This window comes from Streptomyces sp. CS113, from assembly GCF_002188365.1.
Classification (GTDB): domain Bacteria; phylum Actinomycetota; class Actinomycetes; order Streptomycetales; family Streptomycetaceae; genus Streptomyces; species Streptomyces tendae.
The window spans coordinates 908,328-924,910 of record NZ_KZ195574.1 but is presented as its reverse complement, the minus strand read 5'-3'; the positions used below and the strand labels follow the sequence as shown (position 1 = coordinate 924,910).

The following is a 16,583-nucleotide window of genomic DNA, read 5'->3' as shown; positions in this document are numbered from 1 at the left end:
GCCATCCGGGAGGTGACCGGCGGAGATTTTCTGACGGTGCGTGACCTGCGGCGATATCCACTCGCGCGGTGTCGGCCCGGCAACCCCCTCACCAGGACGGACCATTCCCGAAATGCGGCTGCGGGCAGGGCAACTGAGGGTCTTTCTGGGAGGCGCTTTCTCGCCGATCGACCGGGGACGGGACCCGGGGCGTCTTCCGCGGAGGATCACATGCGCACCACTCGTGCCCTCGCGGCAGCCGGCGCCGCCGTCGCTGTCCTCGGACTGGCCGCCCCCGCGGCCACCGCAGGCGGCGACCACAACCAGCCGAGCAACATCGTCGCGCTGCCCAGCGTGATCGCCCGCGGCGGCCAGATGACCGTCACGGTCGACGGCTGCCCCCAGGGCGGCACGATGACCTCGGACGCCTTCCGGACCACGCACCTGACGCCGGTGAGGGGAGCCAACGAGACGTCCAAGGGCACCGCCACCATCAAGCAGGACGCCAGGCCCGGCTCGTACGACATCACCGTCAACTGCTCGGGCCGGCGGCTGACCCGGCCGGCCGCCTTCACCGTCATCGGCGGTGTCCGGGGCGGCCTCGGCGGCAGCAGCTCCAGCGGGGCGACCGCGACCGACATCGCGATCGGCGGCGGGCTCGTCGCCGCGGCCGTCGCCGGTGGTGGCCTGTTCTGGATGCGCCGCCGGTCCGAGCGGCGCATCTGAGCGCCCGCCACCGCAGCACGACCGCGGCACTCCGCCCCGGACCCTCGTCGGATCCGGGGCGGAGTGCCGCGCTCGGCGGCAGGGTCAGGCGCCGTCCTCGCCGGTACGGCGGCGGCGCGAGAGCTGGTACGCCGTGCCCACCGCCGCCGCGACGAGCGCCGCGCCGAGCCCGAGCTGCTTCAGGTCGAACCCCGCGACGCTGCCGCCCTGACCGGCGTGCACGCCCTTGTCGCGCCAGGGCTCGTCCGACGGGTGGTGCGAGCCGCCGCCCGCGATGGTCAGGTCCACCGTGCCGGTCTTGTCCCGGCACGCGAACGTCACCCGGTACACCGCACCGCGCCGGGCGTCCCGGTCGATCCGCGCCGTCGCCGACGACTCGTCCCGGGGGATGGTGACCGTGTCGAACACCGGCGAGGTCACCGTGACCCGCCCCCGGCAGCCCGCGGCGGTACGGCCCACTCCCAGCGTGACCTCGCCGCCGGGCGCCACGGTGGCGGGACTGACGGTGAAGCCGTACGTGTTCGAGCCCACGGCCCCGGCCGGAACACAGGCGGAGAGGGCGGCGCCGCCCAGCAGTGCGACCGAGGCGACGGGTATCGCGCGCATGGTGAACCTCCGGGTCCCCGAGGAGCGGCGGCGGACCTGTTCCGCTCGCGCCAGGAATGCACCTCGATGCCCGAAACGCTAGGAAGCCGGGCCCGCCACCGCGATCGCAGTCGCGCGAATGGGGCAAGAGTGTGGGCCGCACAGGGGACGGTGACGGCGTGTCGGCCGTCGCCGTCCCCCGCGTCGTGCCAGTGCCGGGCGGTCAGTCCCCGGCGCCGGGGAACAGGCTCAGGAACGGGTCGGTCGACGCCGCCACGCCCCGGCTGAAGGGCGCGTCGAAGTCCCAGATCAGGAAGAGCAGGAAGGCGATCAGGGCCGAGAACAGACCCGCGAGGACCAGTTCGCGGGTCGTGCGCCGGATCTGCAGGGCGAAGACCATCCCGATGGTGATGACGGCCCCGGCGATCAGCCCGAACCACACCACCCCCGGCATGGTCGCCCCGGTCGACTGCGCCCTGGCGTTGCGGGCCTGGTCCGCGACGGCCACCTGGTCGACGAGGGGCTGGTACGCCTGCGCCTCGAAGTCCGACCTCGGCTCGTAGTCGGTGACGTCCGCGCGGACCCGGTCGAGCAGCTCGGTGCCGCGCTCGGTCACCTCGCCGTGGTCGGCCATGGCCTTCCACTCGGTGGTCACGACGTGTCCGACATAGGCGTTGACATCCGCCCGGATGCGGTCACGGACGTCGGGCGGGTAGACCCGGGCCCGTTCCGAGACCTCGTGCAGCGCGACGGCCTCCGTCTGCACGTCGGCCTCGGCGGCGCTGCGCGCCTCCCAGACACCCGCGATGGCCAGGCCCAGGACGATGGCGTACACCACGCCGATCCACATCGTCATGTACTCGATGACGTCCGGGGTCTCGGTGATGTCCTCGTCGTCGGACGCGGCCCGGTGCCGCAGGAGGGTGATGATGACCACCACGACGCAGGCGGCCAGCATCGCGAGGGTGAGAACAAGCCATTCCGGCAAGAGAGGCCTCCAGGATCAGCGCGCACGGAGCGCGGCGACCGCGACCACCGCGGGCACCGTGATGAGCAGGACGAAGACGAGCGGCGACGTGGCCCCGCGCGAGGACCGCTGAGGCGGCCGCGCGGTGCGGTGGCGCGGATAGTGCACCGGGCTGAGCGACGGACGGGGCGTGGGCTCGGGCGCGACCGAGGGAGCGGGCGCGGGCGCCGCGGGGCGGACCGGCGGCACGGTGGGAGCGGGCGTCGGTGTCGGGCTCGGGTCGGGGGCGGGCCGCGGCGGTGTCGGACGCGGGGCGGGCGGAGGCGGCGGTTCCGGCTCCGGCGCCGGTGGCTTCGGCGGGGGCGGTTTCGGCGCGGGCGGGGGAGTGGGCTCGGGCGGGGGAGGAGGCGGGGGTGTGGGCGTCGGCGTGGGGGTGGGCGTCGGGGTGGGCGTCGGGGTGGGCCTCGGGCAGGGCGGGAAGGTGGGCCAGGTGGAAGCGCTCCCGGCGACCGCCACCGCGTCGGTGCCGTCCGGTCCGGTCGACGCGTACGCGCAGGCGTCGGCCTGCGCGGGGCCGACCGGTATGCCGACGAGGGTGAACGTCAGCGTCACCAGGGCCAACACCCGTCCGGCGGCGGCGGATCGGGTCGGTTCGGGTCCATGCACGACGCAGATCATGAAGCCTGGCGCACCGCCCCACACCCGAGTGCCCGGTGATTGCCCCGAAGGAGGGACACGGCCCCACCAGGGGTTTGACGGCGGCGAACCCGCCGGCCCGGCGGTCCGGAAACCTGTACGAGGCATCGCGCGCCGGTGGCGGACGGGAAGAAAACCCGCGACCGGTTGAACACAACGGGCTCCGCCGTGCGTACTCAGTGTCGTGCGGCGGCCCAGCAGGGCGCCCCAACACCTTCGTGACGATCGGGGATTGACGATGAAGACCTCCTGGCGGAGCGCCTCACTCGTGGCGGGCGCCGCGGCGCTGCTGGCGCTGACGACGGCGTGCGGCCAGGACGGTGGCGGCGGTGCCACCGGCAGTCAGAACGTGGGCGCGACGGCCGCGCCCGGCGACGTCGGCGACCTCGGCACCGGGGCCGGCGACGGACTCGGTACCGGCGCGGGCGCCGGGCAGGCCGCGGCGAACGCTCCGGAGCCCGCGGGCAAGCTGTCCGTCACGGCCAACGCCGAGATCGGCGACCTGGTGACCGACGGAGCGGGCCGTACGCTCTACCGCTTCGACGCCGACACCGCCGAGCCGCCCAAGACGACCTGCGAGAACGACTGCGCCACCACGTGGCCGCCGGTGGCCGCGGACGACGCCCTCGCCGGCGAGGGGATCGACAAGGACCTGCTCGGCGAGGTCACCCGGCCCGACGGCAGCAAGCAGCTGACGATCGGCGGCTGGCCCGCGTACCGCTACGCCAAGGACACCGCCGCCGGAGACGTCAAGGGCCAGGGCGTCGGCAAGAAGTGGTTCGCGCTGGCCGCGGACGGCAAGAAGGCCCAGGCCGAACCGGCCGCCGGACTGTCCACCCGCGAGGACCCGAAGCTCGGCGAGATCGTCGTCGACAAGAACGGGATGACCGTCTACCGCTTCATGAAGGACGAGGCCTGGCCGAAGCCGGTCTCGGCCTGCACCGGCGCGTGCCTGGAGAAGTGGCCGGTCGTGGCGCCCGTCGAGGCCAACGACACCAAGGGGGTCGAGAAGAAGGGACTGATGAGCTTCACCCGGCCCGACGGCGCCGCCCAGCAGACGATCGACTGCTGGCCGATCTACACCTTCGCCGGCGACAAGAAGGCCGGGGACACCAACGGTCAGGGCGTGGGCGGCACCTGGTACGCCGTCAAGCCCGACGGAAAGCCGGTCGGCGCGCCGAAGAAGTAGCGACCTCCCGCCTGCCAACCTTCAGCGCGCGACCGCGGGCCGTCCCCTCCGTACCCAGACGGAGGGGACGGCCTGGTTCGTGCGCTTTGGCATGCCTTCGCCCAGGGCACGTGCCGCGGGCAGTGACCGGGAACGGACGGTCAATTTCCGTTTGGGCTCGCCCCTTTGGCGGGCGATCAGTAGCCTCAGCTCGAACACCGGATCGCCTATGCCTTGGAGAGCTAGATGGAGCGTCCCGCCTGGGCCCCTCGCAGCATCGACATCACGGTGCCCAGCGTGTCCCGGATCTACGACTTCTACCTGGGCGGTTCGCACAACTTCGAGGTCGACCGGGAAGCGGCCCGCCGGGCCATGGAGTTCATGCCGGGACTTCCCAAGATCATGCAGGCGAACCGGGCGTTCATGCGCCGGGCCGTGCGCTTCGCGGCCGACGAGGGCATCGACCAGTTCCTCGACATCGGCTCCGGCATCCCGACCTTCGGCAACGTCCACGAGGTGGCCGGCCGCAGCCGCCCCGGCGCCCGCGTGGTGTACGTCGACCACGACCCGGTGGCGGTCGCGCACAGCGAGGCCGTCCTGGCGGGCCGCGACGACGCGGACGTCGTGGCCGGCGACCTGCTCAAGCCGCGGGAGATCCTGGCCAGCCCCCAGGTGGAGCGGCTGATCGACCTGAATCGACCGGTCGCCCTGCTGCTGGTTGCCATACTGCACTTCGTGGAAGACGAGGACGACCCGTACGCGGCGGTGGCCGAGTTGAGCGCCGCGCTCGCGCCCGGCAGTCTGCTGGCCCTCACGCACGCCTCGTACGAGAACATCCCGCTGCCCGCCGAGCGGGCCGGGGGCGCGGTGGACGTGTACAGGGACATTCGCAATCCGCTGATCATGCGTTCGCGCGAGGAAATCGCGCGGTTCTTCAAGGGGTACGACATGGTGGAACCCGGACTGGTTCCGATGCCGCGCTGGAGGCCGGAGGGGGAGCCGGAGGAAGAGGACCCGTACGCGTTCTCCGGGTTCGCCGGCGTGGGGCGTACGGCGTGAGCGCGGAGCCGGACGGGCCGGAGGACAGACTGCGCCGGTTCGCGACGATCTGGAGCCGGGCGGTGTTCCCGCTGACCTCGACATCGTCGACCCGGCCGGAGTTCGAGGCCGAACTGCTGCCGCTGGCCCGCCGGCTGAGCGAGGTGCTGCGTGCCCGGAGCTTCGACGCCGAGGAGGCCAGGGCGGTCGGCGCCGCGCTCGTCGACGCGCACTGCACCGACCCGGACGCGCTCTCCCGGACGCTGGACTGCGTCGACGCCTACCTGGTGCTCTACTGCGGCGAGGACGGCGACCCGGAGGACCTGCGGGCCCGCTCCGCACGGCTCCAGCACGCGATGGCGGCCGGGTTCGCCGGGGCACTGCGCGCCCGGACCCTCGCCGAGCAGGAGGCCATCGCCCAGGCCGCCCTGAAGGCGCAGGGCGTGGTCGCCCAGGCCCTGCACGCCAGCGAGGCCCGCTTCCGCGCGGTCTTCGAGGGCGCCGCCATAGGCATCGGCATCGCCGACCTGGACGGCAACGTCCTCCAGGTCAACGAGGCGTTGATGCGGATGTTCGGCATCGCCGACCCCCTGCTCGGCGGCCGCCGGGCGACCGAGTGGACGCACCCCGACGACGCGCCGCAGACCTGGCGGCTCTACGAGGAGCTGGTGCGCGGCGAGCGCGAGCACTACCACGTGGAGAAGGCCTTCTACCGGCCCGACGGGACGGTCCTGTGGACCAACCTCACCGTCTCCCTGCTCCGCGACGCCGACGGTACCCCGCAGTACCAGCTCGCCCTGATGGAGGACACCACCGAGCGCCGGCTGCTCAACCTGCGGCTGCGCTACGAGGCCACGCACGACGCGCTCACCGGTCTGCCCAACCGCAGCTTCTTCTTCGAACGCCTGGAGAAGGCCCTGAACGCGGGCCCGGGCCAGCGCTTCGGCCTGTGCTACCTCGACCTCGACGGCTTCAAGGCCGTCAACGACAGCCTCGGCCACGCGGCCGGCGACCGGCTGCTCGTGGAGGTCGCCGACCGCCTCCAGGCCTGCGCCACCGCACCCGGCGAGATGGTCGCCCGGCTCGGCGGCGACGAGTTCGTGGCGCTGACCACGGGACCCGACACCCGCCGCGAGGTCGACGAGCTGGCCGGGCGCATCATGAACGCGCTGCTCGCCCCGGTCAGCGTCGACGGCCGGGAGCTGACCGTGCGCGGCAGCATCGGCATCGTCGAGGGCCCGGCCGGCGAGCGCAGCCCGGCCGAGGTGCTGCGCAGCGCCGACATCACCATGTACCGGGCCAAGTCGGCGGGCGGCAACCGCTTCGAACTGGCCGACCCGGAGGCCGACGCCCGCGTCATCACCCGGCACGGGCTGACCACCGCGCTGCCCGCCGCCCTGGAGCGGGGCGAGTTCTTCATCGAGTACCAGCCCCTGGTCCACCTCGGCGACGGCAGTGTGCGCGGCGCCGAGGCGCTGGTGCGCTGGCTGCACCCGCAGCACGGAGTGCTCGGCCCCGACCGGTTCATCCCGCTCGCGGAACACACCGGACTGATCGTGCCGCTGGGCCGCTGGGTCCTGGAGCAGTCCGTGCGGCAGGCCCGCGTCTGGCGGGAGCGGTACGGCGAGAGCGGCGCCGCGGGACCGCTGCGCATCAACGTCAACCTCTCGCCCTGCCAGCTCACCCACCCGGGCTTGGTCCAGGACACCGTGGAGATCCTGGAGCGGACCGGCGTCACGCCGGACGCGCTGTGCCTGGAGGTGACCGAGTCGGCGCTGATCGGAGCCGACGACGACCTGCTGAAACCGCTGCGCCGGCTGGCCGAGATGGGCGTCGACATCGCCCTGGACGACTTCGGCACCGGCTACTCCAACCTCGCCAACCTGCGCCGGCTGCCGGTGAGCGTCCTCAAGCTGGACCGCTCGTTCACGCAGAGCATGCAGCAGTTCCCGGCGGACCCCGTCGACCTGAAGATCGTCGAGGGGATCGTCGCCCTGGCCCACAGCCTGGACCTCGCGGTCACCGTGGAGGGAGTGGAGACCGGCGCCCAGGCCGAGCAGCTGCGCATACTCGGCTGCGACACGGCCCAGGGCTGGTACTACGCCCGCCCGGGCCCGCCCGAGCACCTGCACGAACTGGCCCTGGTGGACGCGACGGGCTGAGCGAGTCCACCGCCCGGCTCACGACCTGTGCCGTCCCGGCTCGAACGACGGGGGTCGGGCGAGCCGCCGTCCGGCTCACGCCCCGTTGCGGACCGCTTCGGCGATCTCCGTGGCCACGCGGACCAGGGCCGCGGTCGCCGTCGAGCGCGACCGCCGGGGCCAGGCGAGGGACAGGACGACCGGCGGGGCGTCCAGGACCGGGCGGTAGGCGACGCCCGGGCGCGGGTAGCGGGAGGTCACCGAGGCGGGCAGCAGCGTGACGACCTTCCCCAGGGCGACGGCCGTGAGCACCTGGGCGAGGTCGTCGTGGCCGCGCCGGGCCGCGTCGATGTGCCGCTCCACGCTGCCCGCGTCGAGGCCGAGGTCGGCCAGCTCCAGCCGGTCGCGGGCGGCGAGCGGGTGGTTCGCGGCCAGGACGGCGACGCGCGGTTCGGCGGCCAGTGTCTCGGTGTCGAGGCCGGTCCCGTCGAACGGCGCGTGGACCAGGGCGGCGTCCGCCTCGCCGGCACGCAGCAGCCGCGGCTGCTCCTGCCACCCGCACAGCCGCACGGCGACCGGCACGGACCCGGGCTCCGACGCGTAGCGGGCGAGGATCGGCTCCAGCAGGCCCGCGTCCCCGTCGGCCTTCACGGCCAGCACCAGCTTCGGTCCCTCGGCCGCACGCCGGGCCCGCCGCCCGGCGGCGTCCAGCGCGTCCAGCGCGACGCGCGCCTCGGCGAGCAGCACGTCCCCCGCCCGGGTCCGGGTCACGCTGTGGGTGGTCCGCTCGAACAGCGTGACACCCAGCTCGGCCTCCAGCCGGCGGATCGCCCTGGACAGCGGCGGCGGGGAGATGCCCAGCCGCTCGGCGGCCCGCGCGAAGTTCAGCTCCTCGGCGACCGCCACGAAGTAGCGCAGGGAACGCGACTCCATGTCCCGCCTCCCTCCGGCGCCGTCCGGTATTGCCCTCAGGGTAACAAGCGGGACCCGATCGATCCTTCAGTTCCGGCCGCCCGGCGAACAGGATGGGAGAGCGCCGGTGAGCGAACGGCAGCAGGCCTCCCGCCCGGCGCGCACCCCTCTCTTCCTCCCTGAACCGGAGTCGTGCTCGTGATCGTCATCACCACCCCGACCGGCGGAATCGGCCGCCAGGTCCTCGACCACGTCCTGGACGCCCTCGAGGCCCGGGACGACGGGGCCGCCCCGCGCGTCATCGCCCGCGACCCCGCCCGGCTCACTCCCCGCGCCCGCGAGCGGGCCGAGGTGTTCCAGGGCTCGCACGCCGACCCCGAGGTCCTGGGCGCGGCCTGCGAGGGCGCCGACCAGGTGTTCTGGCTGGTGCCGCCGGCACCCGGCGCCGACAGCGTCGAGGGCCACTTCCGGGACTTCACGCTGCCGCTGTGCGAGGTAATCGCGCAGCAGGGCGTCGCCCGGGTCGTCGCCGTCTCCAGCCTCGGCCGCGGCGTGGCGAAGGACGCTGGACCGATCTCCGCCTCGCTCGCCATGGACGACCGCATCGCCGCCACCGGCGTGCACTACCGGGCGCTGTGCCCGCCCTTCCTGATGGAGAACCTGCTCGGGCAGGCGGCCGCGCTGCGTGACACGGGCGAGTTCCGCATGGCGTACGCCGCCGACCGCGTCCTGCGCACCTGTGCCACCGCCGACATCGCCGCCACGGCCGCCCGGCTGCTCCTCGACGACTCCTGGACCGGCCGCGCCGACGTCCCGCTCGTCGGCCCCGACGACCTCACCCCGGAGGGCATGGCCGGGGTGCTGTCCGACGTACTGGGCCGTCCGGTACAGGTACGGGAGACCACCCCGGAGGCGTACAAGGCGTCCGCCCTGCGGTTCGGGGCGAGCGAGAGCGGCGCGCAGGGCCTGGCCGACATGGCCTCGGCGATGGAGGCCCAGGGCTTCTACGGCGCGGCCGAGCCCAGCACCCCGGACACCGCGCCCACGAGCTTCCGCCGCTGGTGCGAGGAGGTCCTGCGGCCGGCCACGCTCGCCTGAGAACACCCCTGGCCCGCCGAGCGCGGCCCGTCCGGGACACGTCTGCGGCCCCTCACCGCTCCAGCAGCATCCGCTGTAGCTCCCGCGCCGCCCGCGGCGGAGCCACGTCGCTGCGGTGGGCCAGGGCGATGGTCCGGTGCAGACCCGGCCGGGCCAGCGGGGTCACCCGCAGTCCGCGCCCGGAGCGGGCGGCCACCATCCGCGGGACGACCGCCATGCCGAGCCCGGCCCGCACGAAGCCCAGGACCGCGTCCATCTCGCCGCCCTCCACGGCGAAGTCCGGCTCGAACCCGGCCGAGCGGCACGCGGCGACGGTCAGCTCCCGCAGGTCGTAGCCGTGCCGGAACATCACCAGACGCTCGCCCTCCAGGTCGGTGATGCGCACGGCACGGCGCCCGCCGCCCGGCCGGGGCGACTCCGGGGACGACACCACCACCAGGTCCTCCCGCAGCAGCTCCACCGTGGTCAGCGCCGGTGAGGCGGTGGGCAGCGGCAGCACGACCAGGGCGAGGTCGAGCGCGCCGCGCGCCAGCTCCCGCACCAGGTCGTGCGAGCCGCCCTCCTCGATCAGCAGCTGGATGCCGGGGTAGCGGTCGTGGAAGGCACGCAGCACGTCGGGGAGCAGGCCGGTGCACAGGCTCGGGGTGGCACCCAGCCGGACCCGGCCGCGGCGCAGCTGGGCCAGCTCCAGCACCTCGTGCCGGGCGGTGTCCGCGTCCGCCAGGATGCGCCGGGCCAGCGGCAGCAGCGCCTCCCCGGCGTCGGTGAGGGTGATGTTCCCGCGCGCCCGCAGGAACAGGTCGGCGCCCAGCTCCCGCTCCAGCGCCTTGATCTGCTGCGACAGCGAGGGCTGCGCCACGTGGACCACCTCGGCGGCCCGGGTGAAGTGCCGGGTCTCGGCGACCGCCACGAAGTACTGGAGCTGTTGGAACTGCATCCGGCCAGAATAGCTGTTCGATAGGTAACGGCTATCGAAACCACGCGATCCATCTCTTGGACCGATTGATTGATGGCTCGTATCGTCCTGTGACATGGATCTGGCAACGCGGACGGAGCGACAACCGTCCAGGGCGCGCACGATGTGGGACTCGTCCCTCGGCAAGAAGGCGGTCATGGCCGTCAGCGGTCTGGTCATGCTCCTCTACCTGATCGCCCACATGATCGGGAACCTGAAGATCTACTTCGGGGCCGGGGAGTTCGACGAGTACTCGCACTGGCTGCGGGTCGTCGGCGACCCCGTGCTGCATTACGGGTGGGCGCTGTGGATCCTGCGGGTGGTGATGCTCACCGCGGTGGTGGCGCATGCCGTCTCCGCGTACCAGCTCAGCCGGCGTGACATCAAGGCCCGCCCGGTCAAGTACGTGAACAAGAAGGCCGGGACCAGCTACGCCACGCGCACCATGCGCTGGGGCGGGATCATCCTTGGTCTGTTCATCGTCTGGCACCTGTTGGACCTGACCACGGGCACCGTCCACTCGGGCGGCTACGAGCAGGGCGCCGTCTACGACAACGTCGTCGACACCTTCTCCACGTGGTACGGCAACGTCATCTACATCACCGCGATGCTCGCGCTCGGCCTGCACATCCGGCACGGTTTCTGGAGCGCGGCACAGACACTCGGCGTGAGCACCCGCAGGCGCGAGCGCTACCTGAAGTCCCTGTCGAACGTGACCGCGCTGTTCCTCACGCTGGGTTTCATCGCCGTCCCCGTGAGCGTCATGACCGGAGTGGTGAGCTGACATGAGTACCTACGCCGACTTCACGACGGGCGAGCCGATCGTCGACGAAAAGGCCCCCGACGGCCCGATCAAGGACCGCTGGCACCGCCGCCGCTTCGAGGCGAAGCTGGTCAACCCCGCCAACCGGCGCAAGCAGACCATCATCGTCGTCGGGACGGGCCTGGCGGGTGGCTCGGCCGGCGCCACGCTCGCCGAGCAGGGCTACCACGTCATCCAGTTCTGCTTCCAGGACTCCCCGCGCCGCGCGCACTCCATCGCCGCGCAGGGCGGCATCAACGCCGCGAAGAACTACCGCAACGACGGCGACTCCGTCCACCGACTGTTCTACGACACGGTCAAGGGCGGCGACTTCCGCGCCCGCGAGTCCAACGTGCACCGGCTGGCCGAGGTCTCCGTCGAGATCATCGACCAGGCCGTCGCCCAGGGCGTGCCCTTCGCCCGTGAGTACGGCGGCCTGCTCGACACCCGCTCCTTCGGCGGCGTCCAGGTCTCCCGCACCTTCTACGCCCGCGGACAGACGGGCCAGCAGCTCCTCCTCGGTGCCTACCAGGCGCTGTCGCGCCAGATCGCGGCAGGCAATGTCGAGATGCACGCGCGCACCGAGATGCTGGACCTGATCGTCGTCGACGGCCGGGCCCGCGGCATCGTCGCCCGCGACCTGATCACCGGAAGGATCGACACGTACTTCGCGGACGCGGTCGTCCTGGCCACGGGTGGCTACGGCAACGTCTTCTACCTGTCGACCAATGCGATGAACTCCAACGCGACCGCGATCTGGCGGGCCCACCGGCGCGGGGCCTATTTCGCCAACCCGTGCTTCACGCAGATCCACCCCACCTGCATCCCGCGCACCGGCGACCACCAGTCCAAGCTGACGCTGATGAGCGAGTCGCTGCGCAACGACGGCCGGATCTGGGTGCCCAAGGCCCAGGGCGACGACCGCCCGCCGAACAAGATCCCCGAGGACGAGCGCGACTACTACCTGGAGCGCATCTACCCGTCCTTCGGCAACCTGGTCCCCCGCGACATCGCCTCCCGCGCCGCGAAGAACGTCTGCGACGAGGGCAGGGGAGTGGGCCCCGGCGGCCAGGGCGTTTATCTGGACTTCGCCGACGCCATCAAGCGCATGGGACGCAAGGCGGTCGAGGCCAAGTACGGCAACCTCTTCGACATGTACCACCGGATCACCGACGAGGACCCGTACCGGGTGCCGATGCGGATCTACCCGGCCGTGCACTACACGATGGGCGGCCTGTGGGTCGACTACGACCTCCAGACCACGATCCCCGGCCTCTTCGCCGTCGGCGAGGCCAACTTCTCCGACCACGGAGCCAACCGTCTCGGCGCCTCGGCGCTGATGCAGGGCCTGGCCGACGGCTACTTCGTCCTGCCCTCGACGATCAACGACTACCTCGCGCGCAATCCTCACAAGCACGAGGTGGACGACGACCACCCCGCCGTCAAGGAAGCCGTCACCGAGACCAAGGACCGCATCGCCCGGCTCCTGTCGGTCAACGGCGACCGTACCCCGGACTCCTTCCACCGCGAGATCGGTGAACTCATGTGGGAGTACTGCGGCATGGCCCGCAACGAGACGGGTCTGCGCAAGGCCCTCGAACGGATCCCGCAGATCCGCGAGGAGTTCTGGCGCAGCATCAAGGTCCCGGGCAGCGGCGAGGAGTTCAACCAGTCGCTGGAGCGGGCCAACCGCGTCGTCGACTACCTGGAACTGGCCGAGCTGATGTGCCTCGACGCCCTGAACCGGTCCGAGTCCGCCGGCGGCCACTTCCGCGAGGAGTCCCAGACCCCCGACGGCGAGGCGGCCCGCAAGGACGAGGAGTTCTCCTACGTCGCGGCCTGGGAGTTCGCAGCCACCGGCGAGGCCCCGACCCTCCACAAGGAGGACCTCGTCTTCGAATACGTACACCCCACTCAGCGGAGCTACGCATGAAGCTCAACCTGCGTGTCTGGCGGCAGAAGAACGCCGACACGGACGGTGCCATGTCCACCTACGAGGTGGACGGCATATCGCCGGACATGTCTTTCCTCGAAATGCTCGACAACCTCAACGAGGAACTCACCCTCAAGGGCGAGGACCCGGTCGCCTTCGACCACGACTGCCGCGAGGGCATCTGCGGCGCCTGCTCGCTGGTGATCAACGGTGATGCCCACGGTCCGGAGCGCACCACTGCCTGCCAGTTGCACATGCGGTCCTTCAAGGACGGCGACACCATCGACGTCGAGCCCTGGCGCGCCGCGGCTTTCCCGGTGGTCAAGGACCTCGTCGTGGACCGCTCGGCGTTCGACCGGATCATCCAGGCCGGCGGCTACATCAGCGCCCCCACGGGAGCTGCCCCGGACGCCCACGCCACCCATGTGCCGAAGCCGCACGCCGAGACAGCCTTCGAGAACGCCGAGTGCATCGGCTGCGGCGCATGCGTCGCGGCCTGCCCCAACGGCTCGGCGATGCTCTTCACCTCGGCGAAGATCAACCACCTCAACGTCCTGCCTCAGGGAGCGCCCGAGCGCGAGACGCGGGTGGTCGACATGGTGGCGCAAATGGACACGGAGGGCTTCGGCGGCTGCACGCTCACCGGCGAGTGCGCGACGGCGTGCCCGAAGGGCATTCCGCTGATCTCCATCACCAACATGAACAAGGAGTGGCTGCGGGCCTCGCGCCACCCTCACGCGACGAAGAGCTGACCCTTACGACGTTCGCCGACGGCGGACGGACGGGGCCGGGAGAGGTGTTCCTCCCGGCCCCGTCTCTCTTTGCGCCCAGGGCATTCAATCGCTCCACACCCACTCTCCCGGCCGAGGTCATGTTCCGGCCACCCGGGGGCGGAAGAACTGGTGCGGCGGACCGCGCACCGTCGGTCTGCCGTCGCCGCCCCGGCCTGTGACCTGGAGAGTGCCATGACCGGCGTACTGACCGCTGACCGCCCCCCGAAGCCCGCCGCCCCCCGCCGCTACACCGTCGCCCTCGCCCGCGACGAGGACGACGTGCGGGCCGCGCAGCGGCTGCGGCACGACGTGTTCGCCGGGGAGATGGGCGCGCTGCTGGCGACTCCGCAGCCCGGGTACGACGTCGACGCGTTCGACGCGTACTGCGACCACCTGCTGGTGCGCGAGGAGACGACCGGGCAGGTCGTCGGGACCTACCGGCTGCTGCCGCCGGAGCGCGCCGCGGTCGCCGGACGGCTGTACGCGGAGAGCGAGTTCGACCTCGCCGCGCTGAACCCGATCCGGTCCTCGCTGGTCGAGGTCGGCCGCTCCTGTGTGCACCCCGACCACCGCGACGGCGCCGTCATCGGACTCGTCTGGGCCGGCATAGCCCGCTACATGACCGAGCGCGGCCACGCCTGGCTGGCGGGTTGCTGCTCACTGCCGCTCGCCGACGGCGGGGCCCTCGCCGCCGGTGCCTGGGACCGGGTGCGGACCAGGCACCTGGCGCCCGAGGAGTACCGGGTACGGCCGCTGCTGCCGTGGGTCCCGCGCCCGGCGGCGCCCGCCGCCCGCACCGAGCTGCCGGCGCTGCTGCGCGGCTACCTCCGGCTCGGTGCCTGGGTCTGCGGGGAGCCCGCGCACGACGTGGACTTCGGTGTCGCGGACCTGTACGTGCTGCTGCCGATGAACCGGGTGGACCCGCGCTACCTGCGGCACTTCCTCTCGCTGGCCCCGGCCTGATGAGCGGCTGGCTGCCCCTCGCACCCTGCACACCCGCCGCGTGCCTGGAGCCGACCCCGGCCGTGGCCACCGCACCCCGCGCCGTGCTGCGGCTCACCGCGGTCGCCGTGCTGCTCCTCGCCGGCATCGCCGTCGTGCTGGCGCCGTCCGGCCTGCGGCGCCGGCTGCCCGCCGCCCTGGTACGGCGCTGGTGCCGGTGGATCGTGCGGGCCGCGGGGATCCGGGTCCGCGTCACGGGGGCCGCCGTTCCCACGGGCGGGCTGCTGCTGGTGGCCAACCACGTCTCCTGGCTCGACATCCCGCTGCTGGCCGCCGTACGCCCCGCGAGGATGCTGGCCAAGAGCGAGATCCGGCGCTGGCCGGTGGCGGGCGGGCCCACGGCGCGCGCCGGGGTGCTGTTCATCGAACGGGACCGGCCGCGCGCCCTGCCGGGCACGGTCGACGCGATCGCCGGGGCCCTCGGCGCGGGCGCCGCGGTGGCCGCCTTCCCCGAGGGCAGCACCTGGTGCGGACGCGCCCACGGACCCTTCCGCCGTGCCGTGTTCCAGGCCGCCCTGGACGCCGGGGTGCCGGTCCAGCCGGTCCGGATCCGCTACCTGGCCGGGGAACGGGCGGTGAGCACGGCGCCCGCGTTCGTCGGCGTGGACACGCTGCTCGCCTCCCTGTGGCGGGTGGCGTCGGCACACGGTCTGACCGCCGAGGTGACGGTGCGCCCGGTCGTGCCGCCGGGCCGCCACCGCGACCGCCGTTCCCTGGCCCGGGCCGCCGAGGACGCGGTCCACGGTGACCGGGGGAAAGCACCTTCGAAAAGTATGTGTGCTTTGTGAGGTTTGTGCCGTTTCCTTACCGCTGGATGCGGACAACCGGAAGGCAGGCACTCGAAAGGAGGGTGATGGCAGATGATCACCCGTGAAGAGATCGCCAACGTCCTGGACCAACCGGTCTACGACGGGGACGGCAACAAGATCGGCGACGCGAAGCATGTCTTCTTCGACGACATGACCGGGCGCCCCGAGTGGGTGAGCGTCAAGACGGGCATGTTCGGCTCCACCGAGTCCTTCGTGCCCATCCGGGACGCCGCGCTGGTGCAGGACCACCTCGAGGTTCCCTACGGCAAGGACCAGGTCAAGGGCGCGCCCTCCGTCGACGTCGACGCGGGCGGCCATCTGTCGGAGACCGAGGAGCACCGGCTCTACGACTACTACGGCATCAACTGGGACAGCGTGCTGTCCGAGGCCGAGCGCACCGACGACGACCGCTGGGCCGCGGGACCGGGCACGGCGGGCGCGGCCGGAGCCGCCGGAGCGGCGGGTGCGGCGGGCATGGCCGGCCGGACCGGCGAGACCGGCGGCGAGGACACGCGCGCAGCCTCCGCTACCGGCGGCATGGCCGGCCGCCAGGACGCCATGGATCGCGAGGCCATGCGCGGCGACCAGGCCATGACCCGCTCCGAGGAGCAGATGCACGTCGGTGTCGAACGGCACGAGTCGGGCCGGGCCAGGCTGCGCAAGTACGTGGTCACCGAAGAGGTCCAGCAGACCGTTCCGGTCACCCACGAGGAAGTGCGCGTGGTGCGCGAGCCCATCACGGACGCCAACCGTGACGAGGCCCTGGCCGGGCCGGAGATCAGCGAGGCCGAGCACGAGGTCACGCTGCACGCGGAACGCCCCGTCGTGGAGACGGAGACGGTGCCGGTGGAGCGGGTCCGGATGACCACGGAGGAGCTCACGGAGAACGAGACGGTGCGCGGCCAGGTCCGCAAGGAGCGCATCGAGGCCGAGACCGAGTCCTTCACGGAGGACGAGACCGGTCGGGGCGGCAAGCGGCGGGGTCGCGAGTGACCGACT

16 protein-coding genes are annotated in these 16,583 nt (G+C 72.5%); 11 read left to right on the top strand and 5 right to left on the bottom strand.

The features are described 5' to 3' along the window. Window positions 1-210: 210 nt before the first annotated feature. The gene (locus B9W62_RS03960; RefSeq protein ID WP_161380629.1) at window positions 211-705 is read left to right on the top strand and encodes a hypothetical protein; all 495 of its coding nucleotides are present in this window, start codon (window positions 211-213) and stop codon (window positions 703-705) included. An 84-nt stretch (window positions 706-789) separates the two neighbouring features. Here B9W62_RS03960 and B9W62_RS03955 read toward each other — a convergent pair whose 3' ends face one another. From B9W62_RS03955 to B9W62_RS03945, 3 genes are all read right to left on the bottom strand, one after another. Then, window positions 790-1,311: a hypothetical protein gene (locus B9W62_RS03955; protein WP_087805235.1), complete on the bottom strand. Its 522-nt coding sequence runs from the start codon at window positions 1,309-1,311 to the stop codon at window positions 790-792. A gap of 202 nt (window positions 1,312-1,513) precedes the next feature. Next, a complete protein-coding gene (locus B9W62_RS03950) occupies window positions 1,514-2,278 on the bottom strand; it encodes a bestrophin-like domain (RefSeq protein ID WP_087805233.1) in 765 nt (254 codons plus the stop codon). Between the two features lie 15 nt (window positions 2,279-2,293). Next, a complete protein-coding gene (locus tag B9W62_RS03945; RefSeq protein WP_087811724.1) occupies window positions 2,294-2,923 on the bottom strand; it encodes a hypothetical protein in 630 nt (209 codons plus the stop codon). Between the two features lie 268 nt (window positions 2,924-3,191). Between B9W62_RS03945 and B9W62_RS03940 the strand changes: the two genes are divergently transcribed. The 3 genes from B9W62_RS03940 to rmdA all read left to right on the top strand — a co-directional run bounded on the left by B9W62_RS03940 (window position 3,192) and on the right by rmdA (window position 7,321). After that, window positions 3,192-4,142 (top strand): SCO0930 family lipoprotein, encoded by a 951-nt coding sequence (locus tag B9W62_RS03940; protein ID WP_087805231.1) that lies wholly within the window; start codon window positions 3,192-3,194, stop codon window positions 4,140-4,142. 225 nt (window positions 4,143-4,367) lie between these two features. Beyond that, complete coding sequence (locus tag B9W62_RS03935) at window positions 4,368-5,180, top strand: SAM-dependent methyltransferase (protein WP_087805229.1); 813 nt, start codon at window positions 4,368-4,370, stop codon at window positions 5,178-5,180. Next, complete coding sequence (rmdA, locus tag B9W62_RS03930; RefSeq protein ID WP_087805228.1) at window positions 5,177-7,321, top strand: cyclic Di-GMP phosphodiesterase RmdA; 2,145 nt, start codon at window positions 5,177-5,179, stop codon at window positions 7,319-7,321. Before B9W62_RS03935 ends, rmdA begins: the two co-directional genes overlap by 4 nt. A 75-nt stretch (window positions 7,322-7,396) precedes the next feature. On the opposite strand, the gene B9W62_RS03925 is transcribed toward rmdA, so the two are convergent. Continuing rightward, window positions 7,397-8,233 carry a LysR family transcriptional regulator gene (locus B9W62_RS03925; RefSeq protein WP_087805226.1) on the bottom strand — a complete coding sequence of 279 codons (837 nt, stop codon included), beginning with the start codon at window positions 8,231-8,233 and terminating at the stop codon, window positions 7,397-7,399. A gap of 177 nt (window positions 8,234-8,410) precedes the next feature. Between B9W62_RS03925 and B9W62_RS03920 the strand changes: the two genes are divergently transcribed. Continuing rightward, a complete protein-coding gene (locus B9W62_RS03920; RefSeq protein ID WP_087811723.1) occupies window positions 8,411-9,310 on the top strand; it encodes an NAD(P)H-binding protein in 900 nt (299 codons plus the stop codon). Window positions 9,311-9,362: 52 nt separating this feature from the next. Here the strand turns inward: B9W62_RS03920 and B9W62_RS03915 are convergent, their stop codons facing one another. Beyond that, complete coding sequence (locus tag B9W62_RS03915) at window positions 9,363-10,247, bottom strand: LysR family transcriptional regulator (RefSeq protein WP_087805224.1); 885 nt, start codon at window positions 10,245-10,247, stop codon at window positions 9,363-9,365. A gap of 94 nt (window positions 10,248-10,341) precedes the next feature. On the opposite strand from B9W62_RS03915, the gene B9W62_RS03910 reads away from it, so the two are divergent. The 6 genes from B9W62_RS03910 to B9W62_RS03885 all read left to right on the top strand — a co-directional run bounded on the left by B9W62_RS03910 (window position 10,342) and on the right by B9W62_RS03885 (window position 16,577). After that, entirely contained in the window at window positions 10,342-11,049 is a 708-nt protein-coding gene (locus tag B9W62_RS03910) for a succinate dehydrogenase (RefSeq protein WP_087805223.1), read from the top strand. Window position 11,050: 1 nt separating this feature from the next. Continuing rightward, the gene (locus tag B9W62_RS03905) at window positions 11,051-13,000 is read left to right on the top strand and encodes a fumarate reductase/succinate dehydrogenase flavoprotein subunit (RefSeq protein ID WP_087805221.1); all 1,950 of its coding nucleotides are present in this window, start codon (window positions 11,051-11,053) and stop codon (window positions 12,998-13,000) included. Further along, window positions 12,997-13,752, top strand: a complete 756-nt coding sequence (locus tag B9W62_RS03900; RefSeq protein ID WP_087805219.1) for a succinate dehydrogenase/fumarate reductase iron-sulfur subunit — start codon at window positions 12,997-12,999, stop codon at window positions 13,750-13,752. Before B9W62_RS03905 ends, B9W62_RS03900 begins: the two co-directional genes overlap by 4 nt. A gap of 213 nt (window positions 13,753-13,965) precedes the next feature. Then, window positions 13,966-14,736 carry a GNAT family N-acetyltransferase gene (locus B9W62_RS03895; RefSeq protein WP_087805217.1) on the top strand — a complete coding sequence of 257 codons (771 nt, stop codon included), beginning with the start codon at window positions 13,966-13,968 and terminating at the stop codon, window positions 14,734-14,736. After that, complete coding sequence (locus B9W62_RS03890) at window positions 14,736-15,563, top strand: lysophospholipid acyltransferase family protein (RefSeq protein ID WP_087805215.1); 828 nt, start codon at window positions 14,736-14,738, stop codon at window positions 15,561-15,563. Before B9W62_RS03895 ends, B9W62_RS03890 begins: the two co-directional genes overlap by 1 nt. 72 nt (window positions 15,564-15,635) lie before the next feature. Continuing rightward, complete coding sequence (locus B9W62_RS03885) at window positions 15,636-16,577, top strand: DUF2382 domain-containing protein (protein ID WP_087805213.1); 942 nt, start codon at window positions 15,636-15,638, stop codon at window positions 16,575-16,577. Window positions 16,578-16,583 lie beyond the last annotated feature (6 nt).

Bases quoted from the DNA above. Each gene is read 5' to 3' on its own strand.
- B9W62_RS03960 (WP_161380629.1), top strand. From the start codon at position 211: ATGCGCACCACTCGTGCCCTCGCGGCAGCCGGCGCCGCCGTCGCTGTC.
- B9W62_RS03955 (WP_087805235.1), bottom strand. From the start codon at position 1,311: ATGCGCGCGATACCCGTCGCCTCGGTCGCACTGCTGGGCGGCGCCGCC.
- B9W62_RS03940 (WP_087805231.1), top strand. From the start codon at position 3,192: ATGAAGACCTCCTGGCGGAGCGCCTCACTCGTGGCGGGCGCCGCGGCG.
- B9W62_RS03935 (WP_087805229.1), top strand. From the start codon at position 4,368: ATGGAGCGTCCCGCCTGGGCCCCTCGCAGCATCGACATCACGGTGCCC.
- B9W62_RS03925 (WP_087805226.1), bottom strand. From the start codon at position 8,233: ATGGAGTCGCGTTCCCTGCGCTACTTCGTGGCGGTCGCCGAGGAGCTG.
- B9W62_RS03915 (WP_087805224.1), bottom strand. From the start codon at position 10,247: ATGCAGTTCCAACAGCTCCAGTACTTCGTGGCGGTCGCCGAGACCCGG.
- B9W62_RS03910 (WP_087805223.1), top strand. From the start codon at position 10,342: ATGGATCTGGCAACGCGGACGGAGCGACAACCGTCCAGGGCGCGCACG.
- B9W62_RS03905 (WP_087805221.1), top strand. From the start codon at position 11,051: ATGAGTACCTACGCCGACTTCACGACGGGCGAGCCGATCGTCGACGAA.
- B9W62_RS03900 (WP_087805219.1), top strand. From the start codon at position 12,997: ATGAAGCTCAACCTGCGTGTCTGGCGGCAGAAGAACGCCGACACGGAC.
- B9W62_RS03895 (WP_087805217.1), top strand. From the start codon at position 13,966: ATGACCGGCGTACTGACCGCTGACCGCCCCCCGAAGCCCGCCGCCCCC.
- B9W62_RS03890 (WP_087805215.1), top strand. From the start codon at position 14,736: ATGAGCGGCTGGCTGCCCCTCGCACCCTGCACACCCGCCGCGTGCCTG.
- B9W62_RS03885 (WP_087805213.1), top strand. From the start codon at position 15,636: ATGATCACCCGTGAAGAGATCGCCAACGTCCTGGACCAACCGGTCTAC.